This is a genomic window from Cupriavidus numazuensis (genome assembly GCF_905397435.1).
GTDB lineage: Bacteria > Pseudomonadota > Gammaproteobacteria > Burkholderiales > Burkholderiaceae > Cupriavidus > Cupriavidus numazuensis.
On record NZ_CAJPVI010000018.1, the window covers coordinates 47768 to 69113 of the forward strand.

A 21346-nucleotide genomic window follows, 5' to 3' on the forward strand; every position below is an offset into this window, starting at 1 on the left:
CCGCCTGGCTCCCCTCTCCCGCGCGCGGGAGAGGGGGAGCAAACAATCAGTGCGACGTACCGAGGTAGGCCTTGATCACATCCGGATTCGCCTTCACCTCTTCCGGCGTCCCGTCACCGATCTTCTTGCCGTAATCGAGCACCACCACGCGGTCCGAGATATCCATCACCACGCCCATGTCGTGCTCGATCAGCACGATGGTGGTGCCGAACTGCCGGTTCACGTCGAGGATGAAGCGGCACATGTCCTGCTTCTCTTCCACGTTCATGCCGGCCATCGGTTCGTCGAGCAGCAGCATCGAGGGCTCGGCCGCGAGTGCGCGCGCCAGTTCCACGCGCTTCTGCAGGCCGTACGGCAGGCGTCCGACCGGCGTCTTGCGGATCGACTGGATCTCCAGGAAGTCGATCACCTCCTCCACCTTCTGGCGGTGCCGCACTTCCTCGTTGCGCGCCGGGCCCCACCACAGCGCATGGGCGAGGAAGCTCGTGCGGAACTGCGTGTTGCGACCGGTCATGATGTTGTCGAGCACGGTCATGCCCTTGAACAGCGCGATGTTCTGGAACGTGCGCGCGATGCCCTGGCGCGCAGCGGCAGTCGGGTGCATCTGGCGGCGTTCCTCGCCACGGAACACGATGCGTCCCTGCTGCGGGTGATACACGCCGTTGATCACGTTCAGCATCGAGCTCTTGCCCGCACCGTTGGGTCCGATGATCGCGCGGATCTCGTGCTCGCACACATTGAACGAGATATCGGTCAGCGCCTTCACGCCGCCGAACGACAGCGAGATGTTCTGCAGGTCGAGGATCACCTCGCCGCCGGTGCGCGCGTGCTCATGCGTCTGCTGCGAATGCCGCGTGCCGGTCTGCAGGCCAGTATCGGCCAGCGTATCGGGCGCCATCGGACCAACCGGCGCAATGGTGCCGCCACCAGGCATTGCACCGCTCGCGTCAGTACGCGCCGCGGGCATGCGGTCCGTTCCTTGCCAGGCCACTTGCGTCATGCTTTCGCTCCCCTGCTCATGCCGCACGTGCCGCCGGCGGCAGGCGTTTGGCATCCATCAGCTTCAGCGTGGCCGACACGCTGCCCTCGCGCCCGTCCTCGAACTTGACGCGCGTCTCGATGAACTGCTCGGTCTTGCCCGCATACAGCGCATCGACCAGCACCGCATACTTCTCGGCGATAAAGCCGCGCCGCACCTTGCGCGTGCGCGTCAGCTCGTCATCGTCCGGATCGAGTTCCTTGTGCAGGATCAGGAAGCGCGCGACCTGCGAGCCGGCCAGCATGCCGTCGTTGACGAGGTCGGCATTCACCTGCTCGACGCATTCGCCGATCATCGCGATCACGTCGGGCTGGCCCGCGAGGTCCACGTAGCCGGCATACGGCAGGTGGCGGCGCTCGGCCCAGTTGCCCACCGCGTCGAAGTCGATATTGATGAACGCGCAGACCGTGTCGCGGTCGGTGCCGAAGGCCACCGCTTCCTTGATGTACGGGAAGAACTTGAGCTTGTTTTCGATGTACTTGGGGGCGAACATCGAGCCATCGGCAAGCTTGCCCACGTCCTTGGCGCGGTCGATGATCTTGAGGTGGCCGTCGGCATCGATCACGCCGGCATCGCCGGTCATGAAATAGCCCTCGTCGTTGATGGCCTCGCGCGTGGCGTCGTCGCGCTTGTAGTAGGACTTGAGCAGGCCCACGCCACGCACGAGCACTTCGCCGTTGTCGGCGATGCGGATTTCCATGCCCGGTGCAGCGGGCCCCACGGAATCGAACTTCACCTGTCCGTCGGGCTGCAGACAGACATAGGCGCAGGTTTCGGTCTGGCCATAGAACTGCTTGAGGTTCACGCCGATCGAACGATAGAAGCGGAACAGGTCCGGGCCGATCGCCTCGCCCGCGGTATAGCCCACGCGGATGCGGCTCATGCCGAGTACGTTGCGCAGCGGGCCGTAGACCAGGAACTCGCCTGCGGCATAGCGCATGCGGTCGGCCAGCCCCACGTGCTTGCCGTCGAGGATGTCGGCGCCGCAGCGCCTTGCGACGTCCATGGCCCAGTGGAACAGCTTGCGCTTGATCCAGCCCGCGTCTTCCATGCGGATCATCACCTGCGTGAGCAGGCCTTCATAGATGCGCGGCGGTGCGAAGTAATAGGTCGGGCCGATCTCGCGCAGGTCCGTCATTACAGTCTCGCGCGATTCGGGGCAGTTCACCGTGAAGCCGGCCACCATGGCCTGCGCGTACGAGAACAGGTTGTCGCCGACCCACGCCATCGGCAGGTACGACAGCACGTCGTCCTTCTCCGTCAGTCCATCGAAGCCGCAGCCGTTCTGCGCCGAGCCGATCAGGCCACGATGCGCGTGGCACACGCCCTTGGGCTTGCCGGTGGTGCCGGACGTGTAGAGGATGATGGCTGTGTCTTCGGACGAGCCCGCGGCAATCGCCTCGTCATAGAAGCCGGGATGCGCCTGGTCGAACTCGCGGCCGATTTCCTGCAGCCGCTCGTACGACATCAGCGACGGATGATCGTAGTCGCGCAGGCCGCGCGGATCTTCGTAGATCACGTGCCGCACGCTGCGGCCGGACGCGGCAAGCTGCTCTTCGACTTCCAGCAGCTTGTCCACCTGCTCCTGGTCCTCGACGATCGCGAAGTCGATCTCCGCATCGTTGAGCACATAGACCATTTCATTGGCAATGGCGTCCTGGTACAGCGGCACCGGCACGCCGCCCAGGGCCTGCGCGGCAGTCATGGCCCAGTACAGGCGCGGGCGGTTGTCGCCCACCACTGCCAGGTTCATGCCGCGCGTGAATCCCAGTGCCGCGAGCCCGCAGGCCAGCGCCCTGACCTCCTGCGCCGCCTGTGACCAGCTGTATGTTTGCCAGATGCCGAGATCCTTTTCGCGATACGCCGGATGCGCCGGCCGCTGCCGGGCGTGCTCCAGCAGCAATCGCGGGAAGGTCGTCGCCGACGATTCCTGCATCGCTGTCTCCTGTCCCTCCGCGGTGGGGATCCACTCGCGGTGTCAAGCGCCGGTCCGGTCGTTATACTTGGCCTGTTTTGCCTGGCGGCAGTCATGCCGCGGCGCATCAAGCCCGTCGTGCCCTGTTTGTTGTCTTGCCTTGTGGCACTTGCCGGCTCCGTGGTGAACGTAAGATAGCCGATGCCTTCCCCCCCGGTTGTCACGCCGGTGACAATTCCGGGTTAATCCCTACACAATGATTTTTTCGCCATGCTGAACGATTTCGTCGACCGTTGCGTATGGGCCGCTGACCTCAGTCCGGAGCAGCGTGACGTCGTGCGCCGCGCGATGTTCGTGCGCGAGTACACGCAGGGCGACTACGTCTGTCATAAGGGTGAAATGGCCGAGCACTGGATGGGCGTGCTCGAAGGCATCGTCAAGATCACTACCGTGTCGCCATCCGGCAAGTCGGTCACGTTCACCGGCGTGCCGACCGGCGGCTGGTTCGGCGAGGGCGCGGTGCTCAAGTCGGAGATCCGCAAGTACGACGTGATGGCATTGCGCCGCTCGACCATCGCCTTCCTGCCGCGCGAGGTTTTTCAGTGGTTGCTGGATACCAGCCTGCCATTCACGCGTTTCCTGCTCACGCAGTTCAACGAGCGCCTTGGCCAGTTCATCGCCGCGGTCGAATATGAACGCCTGCTCGACATCGATTCCCGCGTGGCGCGCGCGGTGTCGTCGCTGTTCAATGAGCATCTCTATCCAGGCATCGGCAAAACACTGGAAATCTCGCAGGAAGAGATCGGCCTGCTCGCCGGCATTTCGCGCCAGCGCGCGAACCAGGCGCTCAAGGTGCTCGAACAGCAGGGCCTGGTGCGCGTGGACTATGGCGTGATCGAAGTGCTCGATCTCGAAGGGCTGCGCCAGTACGGCGAGTGACGCGATGCCAGCGCGCTCCGCGATCGACGATGCCACGCTGCGGGCTTATCGCGAGACCGAATACCGCGTGCATGGCGACGCGCCGCTGACACTGAAGATCGACGAACCGAACGCACCGCTGGCTGCATTGCACGAACGCCTGCACGTGGCATCGAGCGCGTTCATCACGGCGGCCAATCCGCTCAGCCAGCCTTGCGATCCCTCGCTTAACGACGCACGCCAACAAGCGCTGGCCGATGAACTCGTGCAGCTCGGCTTTACCGCCATCCCGGGCGTCGGCCAGCATCCGGACAATGGCTGGCCGGGGGAGCCGAGCTTCCTTGTGCCGGGCATCTCGCTTGAAGCCGTCCGCATGCTTGGCGCAAAGTACGGCCAGAACGCCATCGTCTGGAGCGGCGCCGACGCCGTACCGCGCCTGATCCTGCTGCGCTGATCGTGCGCCGCGCCTTTGCCCGTGCCATTCGCCTGCTGACCAGCGCGGCCGCTTTGGCGTCTGCCGCATGCGCGCCGCTGCCGCCTGCACCGTCCACCACGCCAGCCATCCCGGTTGCCGCCACGATCGACGTGGTCGCGCGCGACTGGCACACCGACGTCTGCCTGCGCAGCGAGGATGCAGGCGCCGGCGTGCGCAGCCTCGCCAGCGGGTTCGAGGACGTGCGCTATCTGTGCTTCGGATTCGGCGACCGCTCGTATGTGGTCCGGCGCAATCATGGGATCGGCACCATGCTGCTGGCGCTGGTGCCAGGGCGCGGCGTAGTGCTGATGACCGCGCTGCGCGCGCCGCCGGCCGATGCGTTCGGGGCGGAGAATGTGGTCGGCCTGGCCGTCGGCGATGCCGGGCTTGAAGGACTGCAGACCTACCTGCGCAACGCCGTGGAAAGGAATGCGGACGGCGGCGCCATACCGCTTGGCGCCGGGCCCTACGAAGGCGGCGCCTACCTGTCAGCGACGGCCGCCTACAGCCTGCTCTATACGTGCAATACGTGGACGGCCGACGCGCTGCGCCATGCCGGGCTGCCGCTCGCACCGATCGCGGTGTTCGCGGACGACGTCATGATGCAGGTCAGGCGGATTGGGTCGGAACAGCGGGAGGACGGGTTGGTCCGGGTTTCGCCGCTCTCCCGCCCGTCAACTCCTGCCAGCGCTCAATAACACGGCAACTGCGTACACGTGACTGTGGTTCCGGACGACGGCCTCGCCGCAGCATTGTTGGCAGGAGGATTCGGATCGCTGCTACTGACGGAAATACAACCGGTGAGCGACAGGGCCAGGAGCAGGACTGCCAGACAGGTTCTTTGCATTGCCGTCTCCGGTGATGAGCAGGGGCGACTTCAGTTATAGACGAAATCGGACCCTGCCCCCGGAGGGCAATGACCAGCGATCACCAGCGATCGTGGTCGCGATGGTGGCGATGGCCGTAGTATTGATCGCGTCCCCACCAGCGGCGGCCGTCCCAGTAGCGGTCGCCATGCCAGCCGATGACGAGGGCCGGCGCGACCACCACGGGGGCCGGGCCATAGGCCGCAGGCGGCGGACCATATACGACGGGCGGCGGGCCATAAACGACGGGTGGCGGCGGCGCTACATAGACCGGTTGCGGGGGCGGCGCGTAGACAGGTGCGGGGGCGACATACACGGGCGCCGGCACGCCGATACTCACACCGACATCGACGTGTGCCATTGCCGGGCTGGCTGCCAGCGACAGCGCGCCGAGCGTCAGGGTGGCAAGCAGGGGGCGGATCATCGGATTCCTCTTTTGTATTGCATCCATGATTCACTCTAACGCGCGAGTCGCGTAACGGGTGACGGGGAATTGTTTCCGCATGTGTATCCGTGTAAGCGGCTTTCGCGGCGCGCCGCCAACGCCCGAATTCACGTCAAAAAAAAACCGGCCGCCTGAAAGGCGGCCAACGTTCACTTCACATTCCGTGTTGTCGGGCAACAACACGCGGTGATCGGACGAGCACAGCGATCAAGTTTCACTTTCGGTTGCGCCCTTTCCCTTTGCCGCTCCGTTGCTTTCAAGCTGGCGCGTCATTCGCTCCAGTTCACGGGCATCCTCAGCATCGGCATCGCACCGCTCGGCCTCGCGGCGCTTGCTGTCGAATTCCGAATAGCGCCCCACCGCCAAGCGCTCAGCCACCTCCGCAGAAATCCGTCCTGCGTTCGTCAGCACGTCGTGATCATTGAACTCCAGGAATGCATCCAGTCTCTCTGCCCACTCGTGCATGGTCATCACCTTGCGCCGCTCCGCCATGTTTTCCGCGTAGTCCAGATACATCACGACAATGCGATTGAGCGTGTCCACTTCCGCCTGTTGCAGATAGTTCTTGGCAACCGTCACATCGCCCTGCCGCACGCGCCGGCCTTTCCAACTCGTCAACCCCATATTGGCCTGAGCAGCATCTGCGCGCGCTGCAATCAATTCAGCGGCGGTATGGCCAGTGACGGCCCACAGCATCTTGTTCTGGACCTTGGCAAAGAAGCGCTGGGCTGCTTCAGTCGTGCTGTCATAGTCCACGGCTGTAGCGTAGATGTCGCGTATCTTTTGATAGAACCGCTTTTCGGACGCCCGGATGTCCCGGATGCGCTTGGTCAGCTCTTCGAAGTAGTCCCACCCGCCGGGCTCCTTGAGCCGCTCGTCGTCCATCACGAATCCCTTGATCAGGAATTCGCGCAGGTGCGTGGTGGCCCACCGGCGAAACTGGGTGCCACGATGGGAGCGAACCCGGTACCCCACGGCCAGGATCACGTCCAGGTTGTATTGTTTCAACTGGCGCTGGACCTGCCGCCCGCCCTCAAGGCGAACTTGTAAGTCTTCCTTACAAGTTGCCTCCGCCTTCAACTCGCCTTCGGCATAGACAGCCTTGATGTGCAGCGTCATGTTCTGCGGCGTGGTCTGGAAAAGCTCCGCCATTTCCGCCTGCGTCAGCCAAACCGTGCCGTCCACCGCCCGCAGTCGAATCTGTGCCACACCGTCATCGGTGGTGTAGAGGATGAGTTCGCCAGCATTCATGCGCCTGCTTCCTTGAGCTAATCGTGGTTTGGCCGTTCGGAAAAGGCCGGATCGGCCTCAAACGTAACCGAAGTCACTTGCGGAACTGTTATCGCAAGTGGCGACACTGCGCCGCACGCCAGCGTGGCACCGGCAATGATCCGGGCCCCGAAATTCGGCGGCCACGTTGCGCCTCGCAGGAACAAAAAAAGACCGGCACCGGACTGAAGTCCAGTTGCCGGCCTTCATCGACCTGGCCGCCGACCGGTCAGGTCAAAGCTTCCATTACTTGCTGTAGACGTACACGCCACGGCCAGTCTTGCGGCCCAGGTAGCCCGCAGCCACCATCTCGCGCATCAGCATGGCCGGACGATACTTCGGATCGGCAAATTCCGTGTACAGCACTTCCATCACGGCCAGCATGGTGTCCAGGCCGATCATGTCGGCCAGCGCCAGCGGGCCGATCGGGTGGTTGCAGCCAAGCTTCATGCCTTCGTCGATCTCTTCCGGCGAGGCCAGGCCTTCGCCGAGCACGCAGAAGGCCTCGTTGATCATCGGGCACAGGATGCGGTTGACGACGAAGCCCGGGCTGTTCGTGACGGTGATCGGGTACTTGCCCAGTTCCTTGGCCAGCGCCTCGACGTCGGCGTGGGCCGCGTCGCTGGTCTGCAGGCCGCGGATCAGTTCGACCAGCGCCATCACCGGCACCGGGTTGAAGAAGTGCATGCCGATGAAGCGCTCGGGGCGGCTAATCACGGCGGCCAGCTTGGTGATCGAGATCGACGAGGTGTTCGACGCGATGATCACGTTCTCGCCGACGATGCCGTCGATCTGCTTGAGGATCTTGACCTTCAGGTCATAGTTCTCGGTGGCGGCCTCGATCACGATGTCGGCCTTCTTCAGGTCGTCATACGCAGTGCTGCCGTGGATGCGCGAGAGCGCGGTCATCTTGTCGGCTTCGCTGATCTTGTCCTTCTTGATCAGGCGGTCCAGGCTGCCGGCGACCGTGGCGATGCCCTTCTGCACTGCTGCGTCGCTGATGTCCACCATCACCACGTCCAGGCCCACCACCGCGCAGGCCTGCGCGATGCCGTTGCCCATGGTGCCGGCACCCACGATGCCTACTGTCCTGATTGCCATCTCTTCTTCCTCTTTGCTGGTTATATATTCGGTGTTCGCGGCAGCTCAGGCTGCCTGTTCGCTCAGCGCGGCAATGATGCGCTCTGCGTGTTTCTTGAGCAGGTCCGGGTCCTGCATGTCGCGCGCGTGACCGCGCAGCGTCTGGTCGGCATAGCGCGGCACGATATGGAAATGGATGTGCGGTACGGTCTGGCCGGCTGCCGCGCCATTGAACTGGCCAATCGACAGTCCGTCCGGATTGAACGCCTGGCGCACCGCGCGCGCGACGCGCTGCGTGGTGCGGATGGCGGCCTCGGCACCGGCTTCCGACAGGTCGAACAGGTTGACCGCGGCCTCCTTGGGCACTACCAGCGTGTGGCCATCCGATTGCGGCATGATGTCCATGAAGGCGATGGTCTCGGCATCTTCATAGACCTTGTTGCACGGAATCTCCCCGCGCAGGATCTTCGCGAAAATGTTGTTCGTGTCGTATTGGCTGTTCATGGTCGGGTGCGGCGGTGGTTCCGGAATCCGGCGAGCCTCCGAGTTTACCGCACGAGGGCCGCCATGGACGTGACAGCCACCCTCCGCCCCCCGATTTCCAGGCGGTTTCCGCGCTTCCAGCCCGGTTCGACCTACATATTGCGCCGGTACTGGCCTCCAACCTCGAAAAGCGCGTGCGTAATCTGCCCAAGAGAGCACACGCGCACCGCGTCCATCAGCACCGCGAACACGTTCTCGTTGTCGATCACGGACTGACGCAGCCGCTGCAGCATCGCCGGGGCCTGGGCCGCATGCGCGTGCTGGAACGCAGCCAGGCGGTCGAGCTGGCTCTGCTTCTCGGCCTCGCTGGACCGTGCCAGTTCGAGCTTCTGCGGAATCGGATCGCCTTCCGGATTGCGGAACGTGTTCACGCCAATGATGGGCAGCGTGCCGTCATGCTTGAGCTGCTCGTAGTGCAGCGACTCCTCCTGGATCTTGCCGCGCTGGTAGCCGGTCTCCATCGCGCCGAGCACACCGCCGCGCTCGGCGATGCGTTCGAATTCCTGCAGCACGGCCTCTTCCACCAGGTCGGTCAGTTCCTCGATCAGGAAGCTGCCCTGGTTCGGGTTCTCGCACTTCGCCACGCCCCATTCGCGGTTGATGATCAGCTGGATCGCCAGCGCGCGGCGCACCGACTCGCCCGTGGGCGTGGTGATGGCCTCGTCATACGCATTGGTGTGGAGCGAATTGCAGTTGTCGTAGATCGCGATCAGCGCCTGCAGCGTGGTGCGGATATCGTTGAAGTCGATTTCCTGCGCGTGCAGCGATCTGCCGGAGGTCTGGATGTGGTACTTGAGCTTCTGGCTGCGCTCGTTGGCGCCGTACTTGTCGCGCATCGTGACCGCCCAGATGCGGCGCGCCACGCGGCCGAGCACGCTGTATTCCGGGTCCATGCCGTTCGAGAAGAAGAACGACAGGTTGGGCGCGAAATCGTCAATATGCATGCCGCGCGCGAGGTACGCTTCAACGTAGGTGAAGCCGTTCGCCAGCGTGAAGGCGAGCTGCGAGATCGGATTCGCACCGGCCTCGGCAATGTGATAGCCCGAGATCGACACCGAATAGAAGTTGCGCACCTGGTGGTGCACGAAATACTCGGCGATATCGCCCATGACCTTGAGCGAGAACTCGGTCGAGAAGATGCACGTATTCTGGCCCTGGTCTTCCTTGAGGATGTCGGCCTGCACCGTGCCGCGCACGTTCTGCAGCACCCACGCGCGGATCTTGGCTTCTTCGTCGTCGGTCGGCTCCCGGCCGTTGTCGGCGCGGAACTTGTCGAGATTCTGGTCGATGGCGGTGTTCATGAACATCGCCAGGATGGTCGGCGCCGGACCGTTGATGGTCATCGACACCGATGTACTCGGGCTGGTCAGGTCGAAGCCGTCGTACAGCACCTTCATGTCGTCAAGCGTGGCGATCGACACGCCTGAATTGCCGACCTTGCCGTAGATGTCGGGACGCACATGCGGGTCTTCGCCATACAGCGTGACGGAATCGAAGGCCGTGGACAGCCGCTTGGCGTCCATGCCCTCCGACACCAGCTTGAATCGTCGGTTGGTGCGGAACGCATCGCCCTCGCCCGCGAACATGCGGGTCGGATCCTCGTTCTCGCGCTTGAATGCGAACACGCCAGCCGTGTACGGGAAGCTGCCAGGCACGTTCTCGCGCATCAGCCACTTCAGGATCTCGCCCTCATCCTCGAAGCGTGGCAGCACCACCTTGCGTATTTTGGTGCCGGACAGCGTGGTGGTCACCAGCCGCGTGCGGAGTTCCTTGTCGCGGATCTTCACCACGTAGTCGTCGCCGCTGTAGGCCTGCTGCATCTGCGGCCACATCGCCAGCAGCTTGCGTTCGAGTGCGCCGAGCGCTGCGTCGCGCTCGGCGGCAAGGTTGTCCAGGGCTGAAGCGCCCTCGCCATTTGCTTCCGTCAGCATCCGGCTCGATGCGCGCAGTTGCTGACGTTCGCGCGCGATGCGGCTCTGTTCCACTGCGCAACGATGGTAAGCACGCACCGTATCGGCCAGCTCCGCCAGATAACGGCTGCGCTGCGGCGGCACGATCACGTTTTGCCCCGTGGAGATGCGGCCCTTCAGCGCTGGCAACGTACCCGGCTCCAGCTTCAGCCCCTTGCCCGCGAGCGCCGCGCGCAGGCCCTGGTAGAGCATGGTGACGCCATCATCATTGAAGCGCGAGGCCTGCGTGCCATACACGGGCATATCCTCGGGCTTGCCGTGCCATTGCTCGCGGTTGCGCTGCACCTGCTTGGCGACGTCGCGCCACGCATCCTGCGCGCCCTTGCGGTCGAACTTGTTGATGGCGACGAAATCGGCGAAGTCGAGCATGTCGATCTTCTCGAGCTGGCTCGCGGCGCCGAACTCGGGCGTCATCACATAGAGCGACAGGTCCACGTGCGGCACGATGGCTGCGTCGCCCTGTCCGATGCCGGAGGTCTCCACGATCACGAGATCAAACCCGGCAACTTTGCATGCGGCGATGACGTCAGGCAGCGCCTGCGATATCTCGCTGCCTGCCTCGCGCGTCGCCAGCGATCGCATGAAGATGTTCGGATGGTTAATCGCGTTCATGCGGATGCGGTCGCCGAGCAGCGCGCCGCCCGACTTGCGCCGCGACGGATCGATCGACACCACCGCGATACGCAGCGTGTCCCGCTGATCCAGTCGGATGCGCCGGATCAGTTCATCGGTCAGTGACGACTTGCCCGCGCCGCCTGTGCCCGTGATGCCGAGCACGGGTACCGTGGCCTTGCCAGCCTGCACGTGCATGTCCGCGACCAGTCCCGGCTCCGCCTTGCCGTTCTCCAATGCCGTGATGAGCTGCGCGAGCGCGCGACGATCACCGGCCTTCACGGTATCGAGCGTCGTCGGCGCGTAGCGGCTCAGGTCGATATCGCAGCGCTGCACCATGTCGGCAATCATGCCGGCCAGGCCCATGCGCTGGCCGTCCTCGGGGCTGAAGATGCGTGCGACGCCATAGGCCTGCAGCTCGCGGATCTCGTCCGGCACGATCACGCCGCCACCGCCGCCGAACACCTGCACATGCTCGCCGCCCTTCTCGCGCAGCAGGTCGACCATGTACTTGAAGTACTCGACGTGGCCGCCCTGATAGCTGGAGATGGCAATGCCCTGCGCGTCTTCCTGCAGGGCGGCCGTGACGATCTCGTCGACCGAGCGGTTGTGGCCGAGGTGAACCACCTCGCAGCCCTGGGACTGCAGGATGCGCCGCATGATGTTGATCGACGCATCGTGGCCGTCGAACAGCGAAGCCGCCGTGACGAAACGCACCTTGTTGACGGGGCCGCGCGCCTGGGCCTGGGGCGCGTCGCGACGTACGTCTCGCACATCGGAAAGGTCGGTCATAGTCTCCACCGCTCGCTGATATGGGCTGGCGGCCGCTTGCTGGCCTGTTACGCCGGTCTGTTGCCGGCTTGGCCGTGCATGCGGGGATGGCCCTCGCGAGGCGAAGGCCAGTCGATTATATGACTTTGACGTCAGACAAGCTTTGGACGGTTGTGGCGGCAAGAGCGCTCGGTCACACTGGCATATTCCGACCTAGATATGAAGGAGAGCGGTCTATGGCACGTGAAATCCCCCTGGCCACGCCGGGGAAGATTCTTCAGATGGAGTGGCTCGAGCCACACCACATTTCGCGGAATGCTCTGGCAAAAGCCATCGACGTACCGCCGCGCCGCATCAACGAGATCGTCAAAGGCGAACGCGCGATCACGGCGGACACAGCGGTGCGCCTGGCCGCCTACTTCGGCACCGATGCGCAAAGCTGGATGAACCTTCAGACCTACTACGACACCGAAATGGCGAAAGAAAGGATCGGCCCGGCCAAGCTGGCGGAGATCAGCCGGCAAACGGTTGTGGCCCAAGCCACATCGTGACGAAGGCTAGCCGAAGGCAGCCTTCGCCAAACCGTTGAGCGGCATCACCGCACACTCAGCCTCGGACACTCGCCAAACGCATCCGTCTTCCACTCGCCCCAGCGGTGCGCCAGCGCCCGCAGCCAGCCGGCCAGCCGCCGCAATGACAGCGGCGCTGAGGTTGCCGCCAGCGTGAATCGAGCCGGGCCGCCCTCGCCCGACAGCCAGAAGCGCTCGCCCTCCGCCAGTGCAAAGACTTCGCCCGGCTGCAGCCAGAAATCGGCCACGCAGCCTTCCACCGTGACCCATACCCGCCCTTCCATCACCTTCACGCTTTGCCCATAGCCGGCGCGCAGGCTCACGGGCTGCCCCGGCTCTTCCAGTTCGAACACCCTGAGTTCACGCATGTCGCCACTCCTTGTCTGCCTGGCGGGACCCTTCGCCGCCATGCTTCCATTATTCGCATTGGCGCCTACAATCCCATGTACAGTTGTGAACAGTTTTCGATGAACTGTTCAGCAGTTTTCCCTGACAGTTCACCACGCCGCCATGAAGCTGATCCTCGACGCCAACACCGGCATCCCACTGACCGACCAGATCATCCAGGGTGTGAAGGCCTGGATCAGTTCGAGCGAAGCGCGTCCCGGCGCGCGGCTGCCGTCGATCCGGCAACTCGCGGCCGACAACGGCATCAGCCGCTTCCCGGTGATCGAAGCCTATGACCGCCTTGTATCGCAGGGATTGCTCGATTCGCGGCAGGGTTCGGGGTTCTATGTCGCGGATAGTCCGCTGGCGAGCCGCTCGGCGCGCGGCTGGTCGGACCCGAGCCTGGCCGAGGACCTGTCCGACCATATCCTCGAACAGTTCAACCACCCGAGCAGCACGCTCAAGCTCGCAGGCGGCTTTGTGCCGGAGACCTGGCGCGATGTGGAGGGACTGACGCAGGCGATCCGCGCGGTCTCGCGCAACGAGATCGACAGCGTGATCCACTACGCCACGCCGATGGGCCACCCGGAGCTGCGCCGGCAGGTGCTGCACCGCGTGCGCCAGCTCGGCATCGCGGCGGAACTGCCGCAGGTGCTGATCACGACCGGCGCAAGCCAGGCACTCGATCTAGTCGTGCGCCATCTGCTCAAGCCCGGCGATACCGTGTTCGTCGAAGACCCCGGCTACTACAACCTGTTCGGCCTGCTGCGCCTGCACGGCGTGCAACTCGTCGGCGTGCCCCAGACCCCTTCGGGCCCAGATCCCGATGCCACCGAGGCGCTGTTGCGCCAGCACAAGCCCAAGCTGTTCTTCACCAACAGCGTGCTGCAGAACCCCACGGGTTCCACACTGGCGCCGCCGGTCGCGTTCCGGTTGCTGGAGCTTGCGCGCCGCCATGGCTTCCGCTTTGTCGAGGACGACATCTTCTCGGACTTCCAAACGCACTTCACCGACCGGCTGGCAACGCTGGACCAGCTCGAGCACGTGATCTACATCGGCGGATTTTCCAAGACCGTGTCGGCGTCGCTGCGCATCGGCTACGTGGTCGCCGACAAGGCGCTGGTGAAAGACCTGGTGGATGTGAAAGTGCTGACCAGCGTGGCTGGCTCACACTTCGGCGAAGCCGTCACGGCCGCGCTGCTGGAGCGTGGCGGCTATCGCAAATATGTGGAGCGGCTGCGCCTGCGCGTGCGCGAGTCATCGGCCAACGCGCTGCGCCAGCTTGCGTCCTGCGGGTGGGAGGTATTCTGCGAGCCAGCCGGCGGCAATTTCCTGTGGGCCCGCCCGCCGGGCGTCGAGGATTCGCGCGAACTGGTCACGCTGGCCGAGACGTTCGGCGTGACGCTGGCGCCGGGCAATTACTTCCGGCCTGGCGGCGAGACCTCGGCGTGGATCCGCGTCAACACCGCCTACGTCAACGAGCCCCGCGCCGTGGCGTTCTTGCGCGAGGCCGCCTCAAGAGGGTAAGCCGCGACTGACGTTCAGCCGCCGTGGTTATGCAGCACGGCATTGCGCCGCGCGTAGAGGAAATAGATCGCCAGCCCGATCACCAGCCACACCAGGAATGCGATCCACGTAAGCGCCTGCAGATGCGCCATCAGGAACAGGCAGAAACCGGCCGACAGCAGTGGCACCACGGGCACGCCCGGGCAGCGGAACGCGCGCGGCAGGTCCGGGCGCGTGCGGCGCAGCACCAGCACGGCAATCGAGATCAGCGTGAACGCAGCCAGCGTGCCGATGTTGATCAGCTCCGCCAGCACATTGAGCGGCACGAAGCCGGCAATCGCGGCAAATACGATGCCCACGGTCCACGTGGCGAAATACGGCGTGGCGTGGACGGGATGCACCGACGACAGCCGCTCGGGCAGCAGGCCATCACGCGACATCGCGAAGATGATGCGGGTCTGGCCGTACGTCATCACCAGTATCACCGTGGTCATGCCGAGAATGGCGCCAAGGTCGACAAAACCCGCCACCCAGTTCTTGCCCGCGTACTGCAGCGCCAGCGACACGGGGTGATCCACACCCGCGAATTTGTCGAACGGCACGATGCCCGTCATGATCGCGGCCACCACGACGTAAAGCACCGTGCAGACCGCCAGCGAGCCGATGATGCCAATGGGCAGATCCTTGCTCGGATTACGCACCTCTTCCGCGGCCGAGGTCACGGCATCGAAGCCGATGAAGGCGAAGAACACCAGCGCCGCCGCATTGAACACGCCGGTCATGCCGAACGGCGCGAACGGTTGCCAGTTGGCCGGCTTCACGTGCCAGACGCCCACCGCGATAAACAGCACCACCACGCTGATCTTGATCGCGACCATCACGTTGTTCAGTCGCGCCGATTCCTTCACGCCATACGACACCACCCACGTGATCGCCAGCATGATCAGCACGGCCGGCAGGTTCACCATGGTCTCGACGCCGGGCACCGCTCCGGGCGCCGCGGTCAGCGCCGCCGGCAACTTCACGCCGAAGCCTGCCACTAGCGACTGGAAGTATCCGGACCAGCCCACCGACACCGCCGACGTAGCGAGCCCGTATTCGAGCAACAGGTCCCAACCGATCATCCACGCGATGATCTCGCCGAGCGTGGCATAGCTGTAGGTGTAGATGGAGCCCGAGACGGGAATGGCCGATGCGAACTCGGCATAGCACAGGGCGGCAAACCCGCAGGCCATCGCGGCAATCACGAACGACACGGTGAGCGCGGGCCCGGCAGTCAGCGCGCCGGTCCCGGTCAGCACGAAGATGCCGGTGCCGATGATGGCGCCGATGCCCATCATCACGAGATCCATCGGCCCGAGGACCTTCTTCAGGCCGTCGTTGTGTGCCACGGCGAGCATGGCGTCGATATTCTTGGTGCGGAACAGACTCATTGGAGCAACTCCTGCGAATGCCCGTCTTGTGGAGGGGATTCGGCTCTTTCTGGAAAGGGTCGGAGTTTACTCTTGTGGGGGGGCGGGGGGAGGCACTAATCGCCGGGGGCTTCTTGTTAGGGGGAGGTGGTCGCCCTTGGCAGGCGCTGCTGTTTCGCCGGCGTAGCCGGCGAGTCACTTTTTGTCCGAGCGACAAAAAGTAACCAAAAAGCGCGTCGTTGCCGCTGGCCATCAATTCCACGGCGACAGTCATTCAAACGGCTTTGGACGCCTGCGATGGTGGTCAGCCGTTCGACCCTGCTACGCCATGTGAGTCAGAACCTGTGCCTGGCGCGGCACGACTTTTGGACGATCCCCAAGACGGACTCGGGTACAGCATTTCAATAGCCTCAGTGGTGGGACGCCTTCGGCTGCGCTGCGCGCACGTCGTCGTCTGGGTGCGATCTCATCAGCGTCGCTGGCGCCCGAGTCCAGATTTCCTTTCTCTGCGCGCATGCAAGCGCGGCATCTTCACCCGGGCCTGGTTCGCCCTGGGCCTGCGTGCTCAGACTAGGGCTCTGCGCGCAGCGCAGCCGAAGGCGATCACACGATATCGCTCGCAGCAGGGGCCACAGACGCTTGCAGGGCTCGTCCAATCAGCGCTGTATTCCCACTCACGGTGGTGCCCCACGCGGCAGGCAGCGTAATTCACTCTGAAGCCCATACCCGTACAACACCCCCAGCACACTACGATAAAAATTCGCCCCTTTGGGGCAACCAAAACGCGTTTTTGGTTACTTTTGTCGCTCGGACAAAAGTGACTCGCCGGCTACGCCGGCGAAACAGCGGCGCCAGCCAAGAACGATCAACGCCATTCCCAGCAATCCCTCTTACTTCGCCACCGGCATCATAAACTCCGCCCCCTTGCCAATCGAATCCGGCCAACGCTGCATCACACTCTTGTAGCGCGTATAGAAGCGCACGCCCTCTTCGCCGTAGGCATGGTGGTCACCGAACAGCGAGCGTTTCCAGCCGCCGAACGAGTGCCATGCCATCGGCACAGGGATGGGAACATTGATCCCCACCATACCAATCTGAATCTGCCGCGCAAACGCCCGCGCGATGCCACCATCGCTGGTGTAGCAAGACACACCATTGCCATACTCATGCGCGTTGATCAGCGCCACCGCTTCGGCAAAGTCATGCACGCGCACCACCGACAGCACCGGCCCGAAGATCTCTTCCTTGTAGATCGTCATGTCCGGCGTGACATGGTCGAACAGCGTGCCGCCGACATAGAAGCCGTTCTCGTGGCCCTCGACCTTGTGGCCGCGGCCATCGGTCACCAGCGTCGCGCCTTCTTCCACGCCCTTGGCGATATAGCCTTCGACCTTCGCCTTGTGCGCGCCGGTCACCAGCGGGCCCATTTCGGCGTCCGCTTCCATGCCGTTGCGGATCTTCAGCGCCGCGGCGCGCTCGGCCAGTCGCGGTACGAGCTTGTCGGCTACGTCGCCCACGGCAACCGCAACCGAGATCGCCATGCAACGCTCGCCGGCCGAACCGTAGCCCGCGCCGATCAGCGCATCGACGGCCTGGTCCAGGTCCGCGTCGGGCATCACCACGAGATGGTTCTTCGCGCCGCCCAGTGCCTGCACGCGTTTGCCGCGCTTCGTGCCTTCCGTGTAGATGTATTCGGCGATGGGCGTCGAGCCCACGAACGACAGCGCCTGCACGTCCGGATGCGCGAGCAGCGCATCGACCGCGACCTTGTCGCCTTGGACCACGTTGAACACGCCATCCGGCAGGCCTGCCTGCTTGAGCAGGTCGGCGATCAGCAGGCTCGGCGACGGATCGCGTTCCGAAGGCTTCAGCACGAACGTGTTGCCGCATGCGAGCGCGACCGGGAACATCCACATCGGCACCATCACCGGAAAGTTGAACGGCGTGATGCCGGCCACCACGCCCAGCGGCTGGCGCAGGTTCCAGTTGTCGATGCCACCGCCAACGTTGTCGGTGAAATCGGTCTTGAGCAGGTTCGGGATGCCGCAGGCAAACTCCACGATCTCGAGGCCACGCGTGACTTCGCCCTTCGCATCGCTGAACACCTTGCCGTGTTCACGCGTGATCAGCGCAGCAAGGTCATCGTGATGCTTGTCCAGCAACTCCTTGAACTTGAAAAGGATGCGCGCGCGGCGCAACGGCGGCGTGTCGGCCCAGGCCGGGAACGCTGCCTTCGCGGCGGCGACGGCGTCGGACACCTCTTGCGCAGTGCCGAGCGCCACGCGCGCGGCCACTTCACCGGTGGCCGGGTTGAAGACGTCGGCAAAGCGCGCGGACGCGCCTGGCCGGACCGTGCCACCAATGTAGTGGTGGATTTCGGCGATCTGCCGGTTCTCAGCAATATTCACGTTGAATCCTTCGTTACTGCACTTCCTGCAGGGCCTGCTTGACCGTATCGAACAGCTCGGCGATCTGCGCCTCGCTGATGATCAGCGGCGGCGAGAACGCCAGGATGTCGCCGGTGTAGCGCACCAGCACGCCACGCTCCAGGCACTTGAGGAAGGTTTCGTAGGCACGTGCGCCGGGCTGGCCCGGACGCGGCTCCAGTTCGATGCCGGCCACCATGCCGAGATTGCGGATGTCCTTTACGTGCGGCGCGCCGCGTACGCTGTGAACGGCGGCTTCGAACACCGGCGACAGTTCGGCGGCACGGCCGAACAGGTTCTCGCGCTGGTACAGGTCCAGCGTGGCGATGGCAGCGGCGGCGGCCAGCGGGTGGCCCGAATACGTGTACCCATGCGCGAACTCGACCGCACCCGGTGCGGCCGAGTTGACCACGGCATCGTGCACCTCGCGGCGCACGGCCACGGCGCCCATCGGCACGGCGGCGTTGTTGATGGCCTTGGCCATGGTGATCAGATCCGGCGTGACCTTGAAGCGTTCCGCCGCGGTGGCGGTACCCAGACGACCAAAAGCCGTGATGACCTCGTCGAAGATCAGCAGGATGCCGTGCTTGCTGGTGATCTCGCGCAGCTTGTCCAGATAGCCGACCGGCGGCACGATCACCCCGGCCGAGCCGGCCAGCGGCTCGACGATGACGGCGGCAATCGTGGAAGGATCATGCAGCGCGACGATACGCTCGAGTTCATCCGCCAGATGCGCGCCCCATGTCGGCTGGCCCTTGGAGAACGCGGCTTCGGCGATGTTCAGCGTCGCCGGCAGATGGTCGGTGCCCGGCATCAGGTTGGCCGAGAACGCCTTGCGGTTCGGCCCGATGCCACCCACCGCCATGCCGCCAAAGCCCACGCCGTGGTAACCGCGCTCACGCCCGATGAAGCGGGTGCGCTGTCCCTCGCCACGCGCGCGGTGGTAAGCCAGCGCGATCTTCAGTGCAGTGTCGACCGACTCCGAACCGGAATTCGTGAAGAAGATACGGTCCAGCCCCTGCGGCATGATCGCGGCCACCTTGGTGGCGGCTTCGAACGACAGCGGATGGCCCATCTGGAACGGCGGCGCGTAGTCCAGCGTGGCAGCCTGGCGGGCCACAGCCTCGGCAATCTCCTTGCGACAGTGGCCGGCCGCTACGCACCAGAGGCCCGCGCAACCGTCGAGGATCTGGCGTCCGTCGTGGGTGGTGTAATACATGCCACTGGCCGAGGCCAGCAGGCGCGGCGCCGCCTTGTACTGGCGGTTCGCGGTAAAGGGCATCCACAGGGCATCGAGATCGGGAATCACGGTCTTGGCGGCGTCCATACGTCCTCCTCTGGGCAATCAGGCAATTCGCGTTGGCGCGCGCTGTCACGGCGAAACGTGTGCAGCGGCAGGGATGTCGGCCACTCTACCGGCGGCGCGGGGGCGACAAAATATACAGTCCGGACAACGTCGCCTTACCGTACAGTTTAGACAAGCCAAACCGTACAGGATTGTGCCGGTGCAGCAGCAGTCCGCGCGCAGTCTGGCAGAGTGGTCGATGCGATGCCGTGCGGCGCCCCACATTGCACTGCGTCATTTACGGAGACAGCGCGGCCGCCTTCGCCAGAGCGAGTCGCGCAACCGCTAAACTGTACAGGTTGGAACCCGCCCGAAGTGCCCCATGCTGACCCTGGACCTTACCCGTAGCCGCCGTGGCGGCGAGACCCTGACCGAACAGATCGTGGCCGGCATTGCCGCACTGGTAGACCGCCGCGCGCTGCGCGCGGGCTCCGCACTGCCTTCGGTACGCCGCTTCGCGCAGCAGCATGGCGTCAGCACTTTTACGGTGGCAGAAGCCTATGGCCGCCTCACCGCGCTCGGCTATCTCGCTGCCCGCCCGGGCTCCGGCTACACCGTCGCGCACCGCCATGCGCCGGCCGGCGGCATGCGCTCGCCGCAATGGGAGGCGCCCGGTCTCAACGCTGCATGGCTGCTGTCGGATGTATTCGCCGATCATTCGGTGCCGATCAAGGCCGGCGCCGGCTGGCTGCCGGGCGACTGGCTCAATGAGGAAGGCCTGCACCAGGCCATGCGCGCGGCGGCGCGGGTGCCAGCCGCGCAGGTATCAGGCTATGGCCACCCCTATGGCTACGCGCCGCTGCGCGAGCATATCGCCACGGGCCTGGGCCAGTACGGCATACCTGCGCAGGCGCAGCAGGTCGTGCTGACGCAAGGCGCCACACAGGCGCTGGACCTCGTGGTACGTACGCTGCTGCGCGCCGGAGATGCGGTGCTGGTCGAGGCGCCCTGCTACTGCAACCTGCTGCAGATCCTGCGGCTGGCCGGGCTACGCGTGATCGGCGTGCCCCGCACCGCGGCCGGGCTCGATACCGATGCACTCGAAGACGCCATCCGCACTCACGCACCGCGCGCGCTCTTCATCAACACCGTGCTGCAGAACCCCACCGGCGCGAGCCTGACCAGCATGAACGCGTTCCGCGTGCTGCAGCTAGCCGAGCAGCACCGGTTGCTGGTCGTGGAAGACGACATCTACCGCGAGCTCGCGCCGGCCGGCTCGCCGATGCTGGCCGCGATGGACGGGCTGTCGCAGGTGGTCTACATCAACGGGTTTTCCAAGACCATCACCCCGTCGCTGCGCGTGGGTTACCTCGCCGCCAGCGCGGATCTGGCCAAGGCGTTTGCGCGGACCAAGATGGCCGTCGGCCTGACGTCATCGGAGGTCACGGAGCGGCTCGTGTACTCGGTGCTCACGAGCGGCCACTACGGCCGGCACGTGGCAGCGCTGGCCGAGCGCCTGCGCGCGCAGCAGGACCGCGTGACGGAGAAGATGGAAGCGCACGGCCTGGAAGTGCTGCTGCGGCCGGAAGGCGGGATGTTCGCGTGGGCACGTGTGCGCGATGCCCTGCATGATGGCGCGCCCATGACCGGCAACCGGCTGGCCACGCTGGCGCTCGAACGGGGCATCTGGCTGGCGCCAGGCTCCTATTTCGAGCCGGAGGAAACAGATTCGCCGTGGATTCGTTTCAATGTGGCGACGGGCGACGCGCCACAATTGTGGGAATTCTTTGACAGCCTGGCGGACCGGGAGCGCGCGGCACGCGCCGCCTGAAGCTGATGAACCGGCCGCCGCGGAGGA

17 protein-coding genes are annotated in these 21346 nt (G+C 64.6%); 6 read left to right on the forward strand and 11 right to left on the reverse strand.

Translation table 11 applies throughout. The features are described from left to right. Positions 1–46: 46 nt before the first annotated feature. Both KHO41_RS15905 and KHO41_RS15910 read right to left on the reverse strand, forming a co-directional pair. Positions 47–1000, reverse strand: a complete 954-nt coding sequence (locus KHO41_RS15905) for an ABC transporter ATP-binding protein (protein ID WP_211954241.1) — start codon at positions 998–1000, stop codon at positions 47–49. A gap of 16 nt (positions 1001–1016) precedes the next feature. Next, the gene (locus KHO41_RS15910; RefSeq protein WP_211954242.1) at positions 1017–2975 is read right to left on the reverse strand and encodes an AMP-dependent synthetase/ligase; all 1959 of its coding nucleotides are present in this window, start codon (positions 2973–2975) and stop codon (positions 1017–1019) included. A 249-nt stretch (positions 2976–3224) separates the two neighbouring features. Between KHO41_RS15910 and KHO41_RS15915 the strand changes: the two genes are divergently transcribed. Genes KHO41_RS15915 through KHO41_RS15925 form a run of 3 tightly spaced genes read left to right on the forward strand, consistent with a single transcriptional unit; the run spans position 3225 to position 5045 of the window. Continuing rightward, positions 3225–3893, forward strand: a complete 669-nt coding sequence (locus KHO41_RS15915) for a Crp/Fnr family transcriptional regulator (RefSeq protein WP_211954243.1) — start codon at positions 3225–3227, stop codon at positions 3891–3893. Between the two features lie 4 nt (positions 3894–3897). Beyond that, positions 3898–4326, forward strand: coding sequence for a DUF3293 domain-containing protein (locus KHO41_RS15920; protein WP_211954244.1), 429 nt, complete (start codon positions 3898–3900; stop codon positions 4324–4326). Positions 4327–4328: 2 nt separating this feature from the next. After that, complete coding sequence (locus KHO41_RS15925; protein ID WP_211954245.1) at positions 4329–5045, forward strand: DUF2459 domain-containing protein; 717 nt, start codon at positions 4329–4331, stop codon at positions 5043–5045. 229 nt (positions 5046–5274) lie between these two features. Here KHO41_RS15925 and KHO41_RS15930 read toward each other — a convergent pair whose 3' ends face one another. The 5 genes from KHO41_RS15930 to icmF all read right to left on the reverse strand — a co-directional run bounded on the left by KHO41_RS15930 (position 5275) and on the right by icmF (position 11924). Beyond that, entirely contained in the window at positions 5275–5637 is a 363-nt protein-coding gene (locus KHO41_RS15930; protein ID WP_211954246.1) for a hypothetical protein, read from the reverse strand. Positions 5638–5865: 228 nt separating this feature from the next. Continuing rightward, a complete protein-coding gene (locus KHO41_RS15935) occupies positions 5866–6909 on the reverse strand; it encodes a virulence RhuM family protein (protein ID WP_211954247.1) in 1044 nt (347 codons plus the stop codon). A gap of 264 nt (positions 6910–7173) precedes the next feature. Continuing rightward, positions 7174–8028, reverse strand: coding sequence for a 3-hydroxybutyryl-CoA dehydrogenase (locus tag KHO41_RS15940; protein WP_211954248.1), 855 nt, complete (start codon positions 8026–8028; stop codon positions 7174–7176). Between the two features lie 45 nt (positions 8029–8073). Continuing rightward, complete coding sequence (locus KHO41_RS15945) at positions 8074–8511, reverse strand: HIT family protein (protein WP_211954249.1); 438 nt, start codon at positions 8509–8511, stop codon at positions 8074–8076. Positions 8512–8642: 131 nt separating this feature from the next. After that, complete coding sequence (gene icmF, locus KHO41_RS15950) at positions 8643–11924, reverse strand: fused isobutyryl-CoA mutase/GTPase IcmF (RefSeq protein WP_211954250.1); 3282 nt, start codon at positions 11922–11924, stop codon at positions 8643–8645. 215 nt (positions 11925–12139) lie between these two features. On the opposite strand from icmF, the gene KHO41_RS15955 reads away from it, so the two are divergent. Further along, positions 12140–12454: a HigA family addiction module antitoxin gene (locus tag KHO41_RS15955; RefSeq protein WP_211954251.1), complete on the forward strand. Its 315-nt coding sequence runs from the start codon at positions 12140–12142 to the stop codon at positions 12452–12454. Between the two features lie 44 nt (positions 12455–12498). On the opposite strand, the gene KHO41_RS15960 is transcribed toward KHO41_RS15955, so the two are convergent. Next, positions 12499–12840, reverse strand: coding sequence for a DUF2917 domain-containing protein (locus KHO41_RS15960; protein WP_211954252.1), 342 nt, complete (start codon positions 12838–12840; stop codon positions 12499–12501). Positions 12841–12982: 142 nt separating this feature from the next. Between KHO41_RS15960 and KHO41_RS15965 the strand changes: the two genes are divergently transcribed. Next, complete coding sequence (locus KHO41_RS15965; RefSeq protein WP_211954253.1) at positions 12983–14386, forward strand: aminotransferase-like domain-containing protein; 1404 nt, start codon at positions 12983–12985, stop codon at positions 14384–14386. A gap of 14 nt (positions 14387–14400) precedes the next feature. Here KHO41_RS15965 and KHO41_RS15970 read toward each other — a convergent pair whose 3' ends face one another. The 3 genes from KHO41_RS15970 to KHO41_RS15980 all read right to left on the reverse strand — a co-directional run bounded on the left by KHO41_RS15970 (position 14401) and on the right by KHO41_RS15980 (position 19530). Next, positions 14401–15798 carry an amino acid permease gene (locus KHO41_RS15970; RefSeq protein WP_211954254.1) on the reverse strand — a complete coding sequence of 466 codons (1398 nt, stop codon included), beginning with the start codon at positions 15796–15798 and terminating at the stop codon, positions 14401–14403. A gap of 869 nt (positions 15799–16667) precedes the next feature. Beyond that, complete coding sequence (locus KHO41_RS15975) at positions 16668–18185, reverse strand: CoA-acylating methylmalonate-semialdehyde dehydrogenase (RefSeq protein WP_211954255.1); 1518 nt, start codon at positions 18183–18185, stop codon at positions 16668–16670. Between the two features lie 13 nt (positions 18186–18198). Next, positions 18199–19530, reverse strand: a complete 1332-nt coding sequence (locus KHO41_RS15980) for an aspartate aminotransferase family protein (protein WP_211954256.1) — start codon at positions 19528–19530, stop codon at positions 18199–18201. Between the two features lie 340 nt (positions 19531–19870). On the opposite strand from KHO41_RS15980, the gene KHO41_RS15985 reads away from it, so the two are divergent. Next, entirely contained in the window at positions 19871–21319 is a 1449-nt protein-coding gene (locus tag KHO41_RS15985) for an aminotransferase-like domain-containing protein (RefSeq protein WP_211954257.1), read from the forward strand. Positions 21320–21346: the final 27 nt, after the last annotated feature.

Bases quoted from the DNA above. Each gene is read 5' to 3' on its own strand.
- KHO41_RS15960 (WP_211954252.1), bottom strand. From the start codon at position 12,840: ATGCGTGAACTCAGGGTGTTCGAACTGGAAGAGCCGGGGCAGCCCGTG.
- KHO41_RS15980 (WP_211954256.1), bottom strand. From the start codon at position 19,530: ATGGACGCCGCCAAGACCGTGATTCCCGATCTCGATGCCCTGTGGATG.
- KHO41_RS15930 (WP_211954246.1), bottom strand. From the start codon at position 5,637: ATGATCCGCCCCCTGCTTGCCACCCTGACGCTCGGCGCGCTGTCGCTG.
- KHO41_RS15920 (WP_211954244.1), top strand. From the start codon at position 3,898: ATGCCAGCGCGCTCCGCGATCGACGATGCCACGCTGCGGGCTTATCGC.
- KHO41_RS15910 (WP_211954242.1), bottom strand. From the start codon at position 2,975: ATGCAGGAATCGTCGGCGACGACCTTCCCGCGATTGCTGCTGGAGCAC.
- KHO41_RS15965 (WP_211954253.1), top strand. From the start codon at position 12,983: ATGAAGCTGATCCTCGACGCCAACACCGGCATCCCACTGACCGACCAG.
- KHO41_RS15985 (WP_211954257.1), top strand. From the start codon at position 19,871: ATGCTGACCCTGGACCTTACCCGTAGCCGCCGTGGCGGCGAGACCCTG.
- KHO41_RS15970 (WP_211954254.1), bottom strand. From the start codon at position 15,798: ATGAGTCTGTTCCGCACCAAGAATATCGACGCCATGCTCGCCGTGGCA.
- KHO41_RS15935 (WP_211954247.1), bottom strand. From the start codon at position 6,909: ATGAATGCTGGCGAACTCATCCTCTACACCACCGATGACGGTGTGGCA.
- icmF (WP_211954250.1), bottom strand. From the start codon at position 11,924: ATGACCGACCTTTCCGATGTGCGAGACGTACGTCGCGACGCGCCCCAG.
- KHO41_RS15915 (WP_211954243.1), top strand. From the start codon at position 3,225: ATGCTGAACGATTTCGTCGACCGTTGCGTATGGGCCGCTGACCTCAGT.
- KHO41_RS15945 (WP_211954249.1), bottom strand. From the start codon at position 8,511: ATGAACAGCCAATACGACACGAACAACATTTTCGCGAAGATCCTGCGC.
- KHO41_RS15905 (WP_211954241.1), bottom strand. From the start codon at position 1,000: ATGACGCAAGTGGCCTGGCAAGGAACGGACCGCATGCCCGCGGCGCGT.
- KHO41_RS15955 (WP_211954251.1), top strand. From the start codon at position 12,140: ATGGCACGTGAAATCCCCCTGGCCACGCCGGGGAAGATTCTTCAGATG.
- KHO41_RS15940 (WP_211954248.1), bottom strand. From the start codon at position 8,028: ATGGCAATCAGGACAGTAGGCATCGTGGGTGCCGGCACCATGGGCAAC.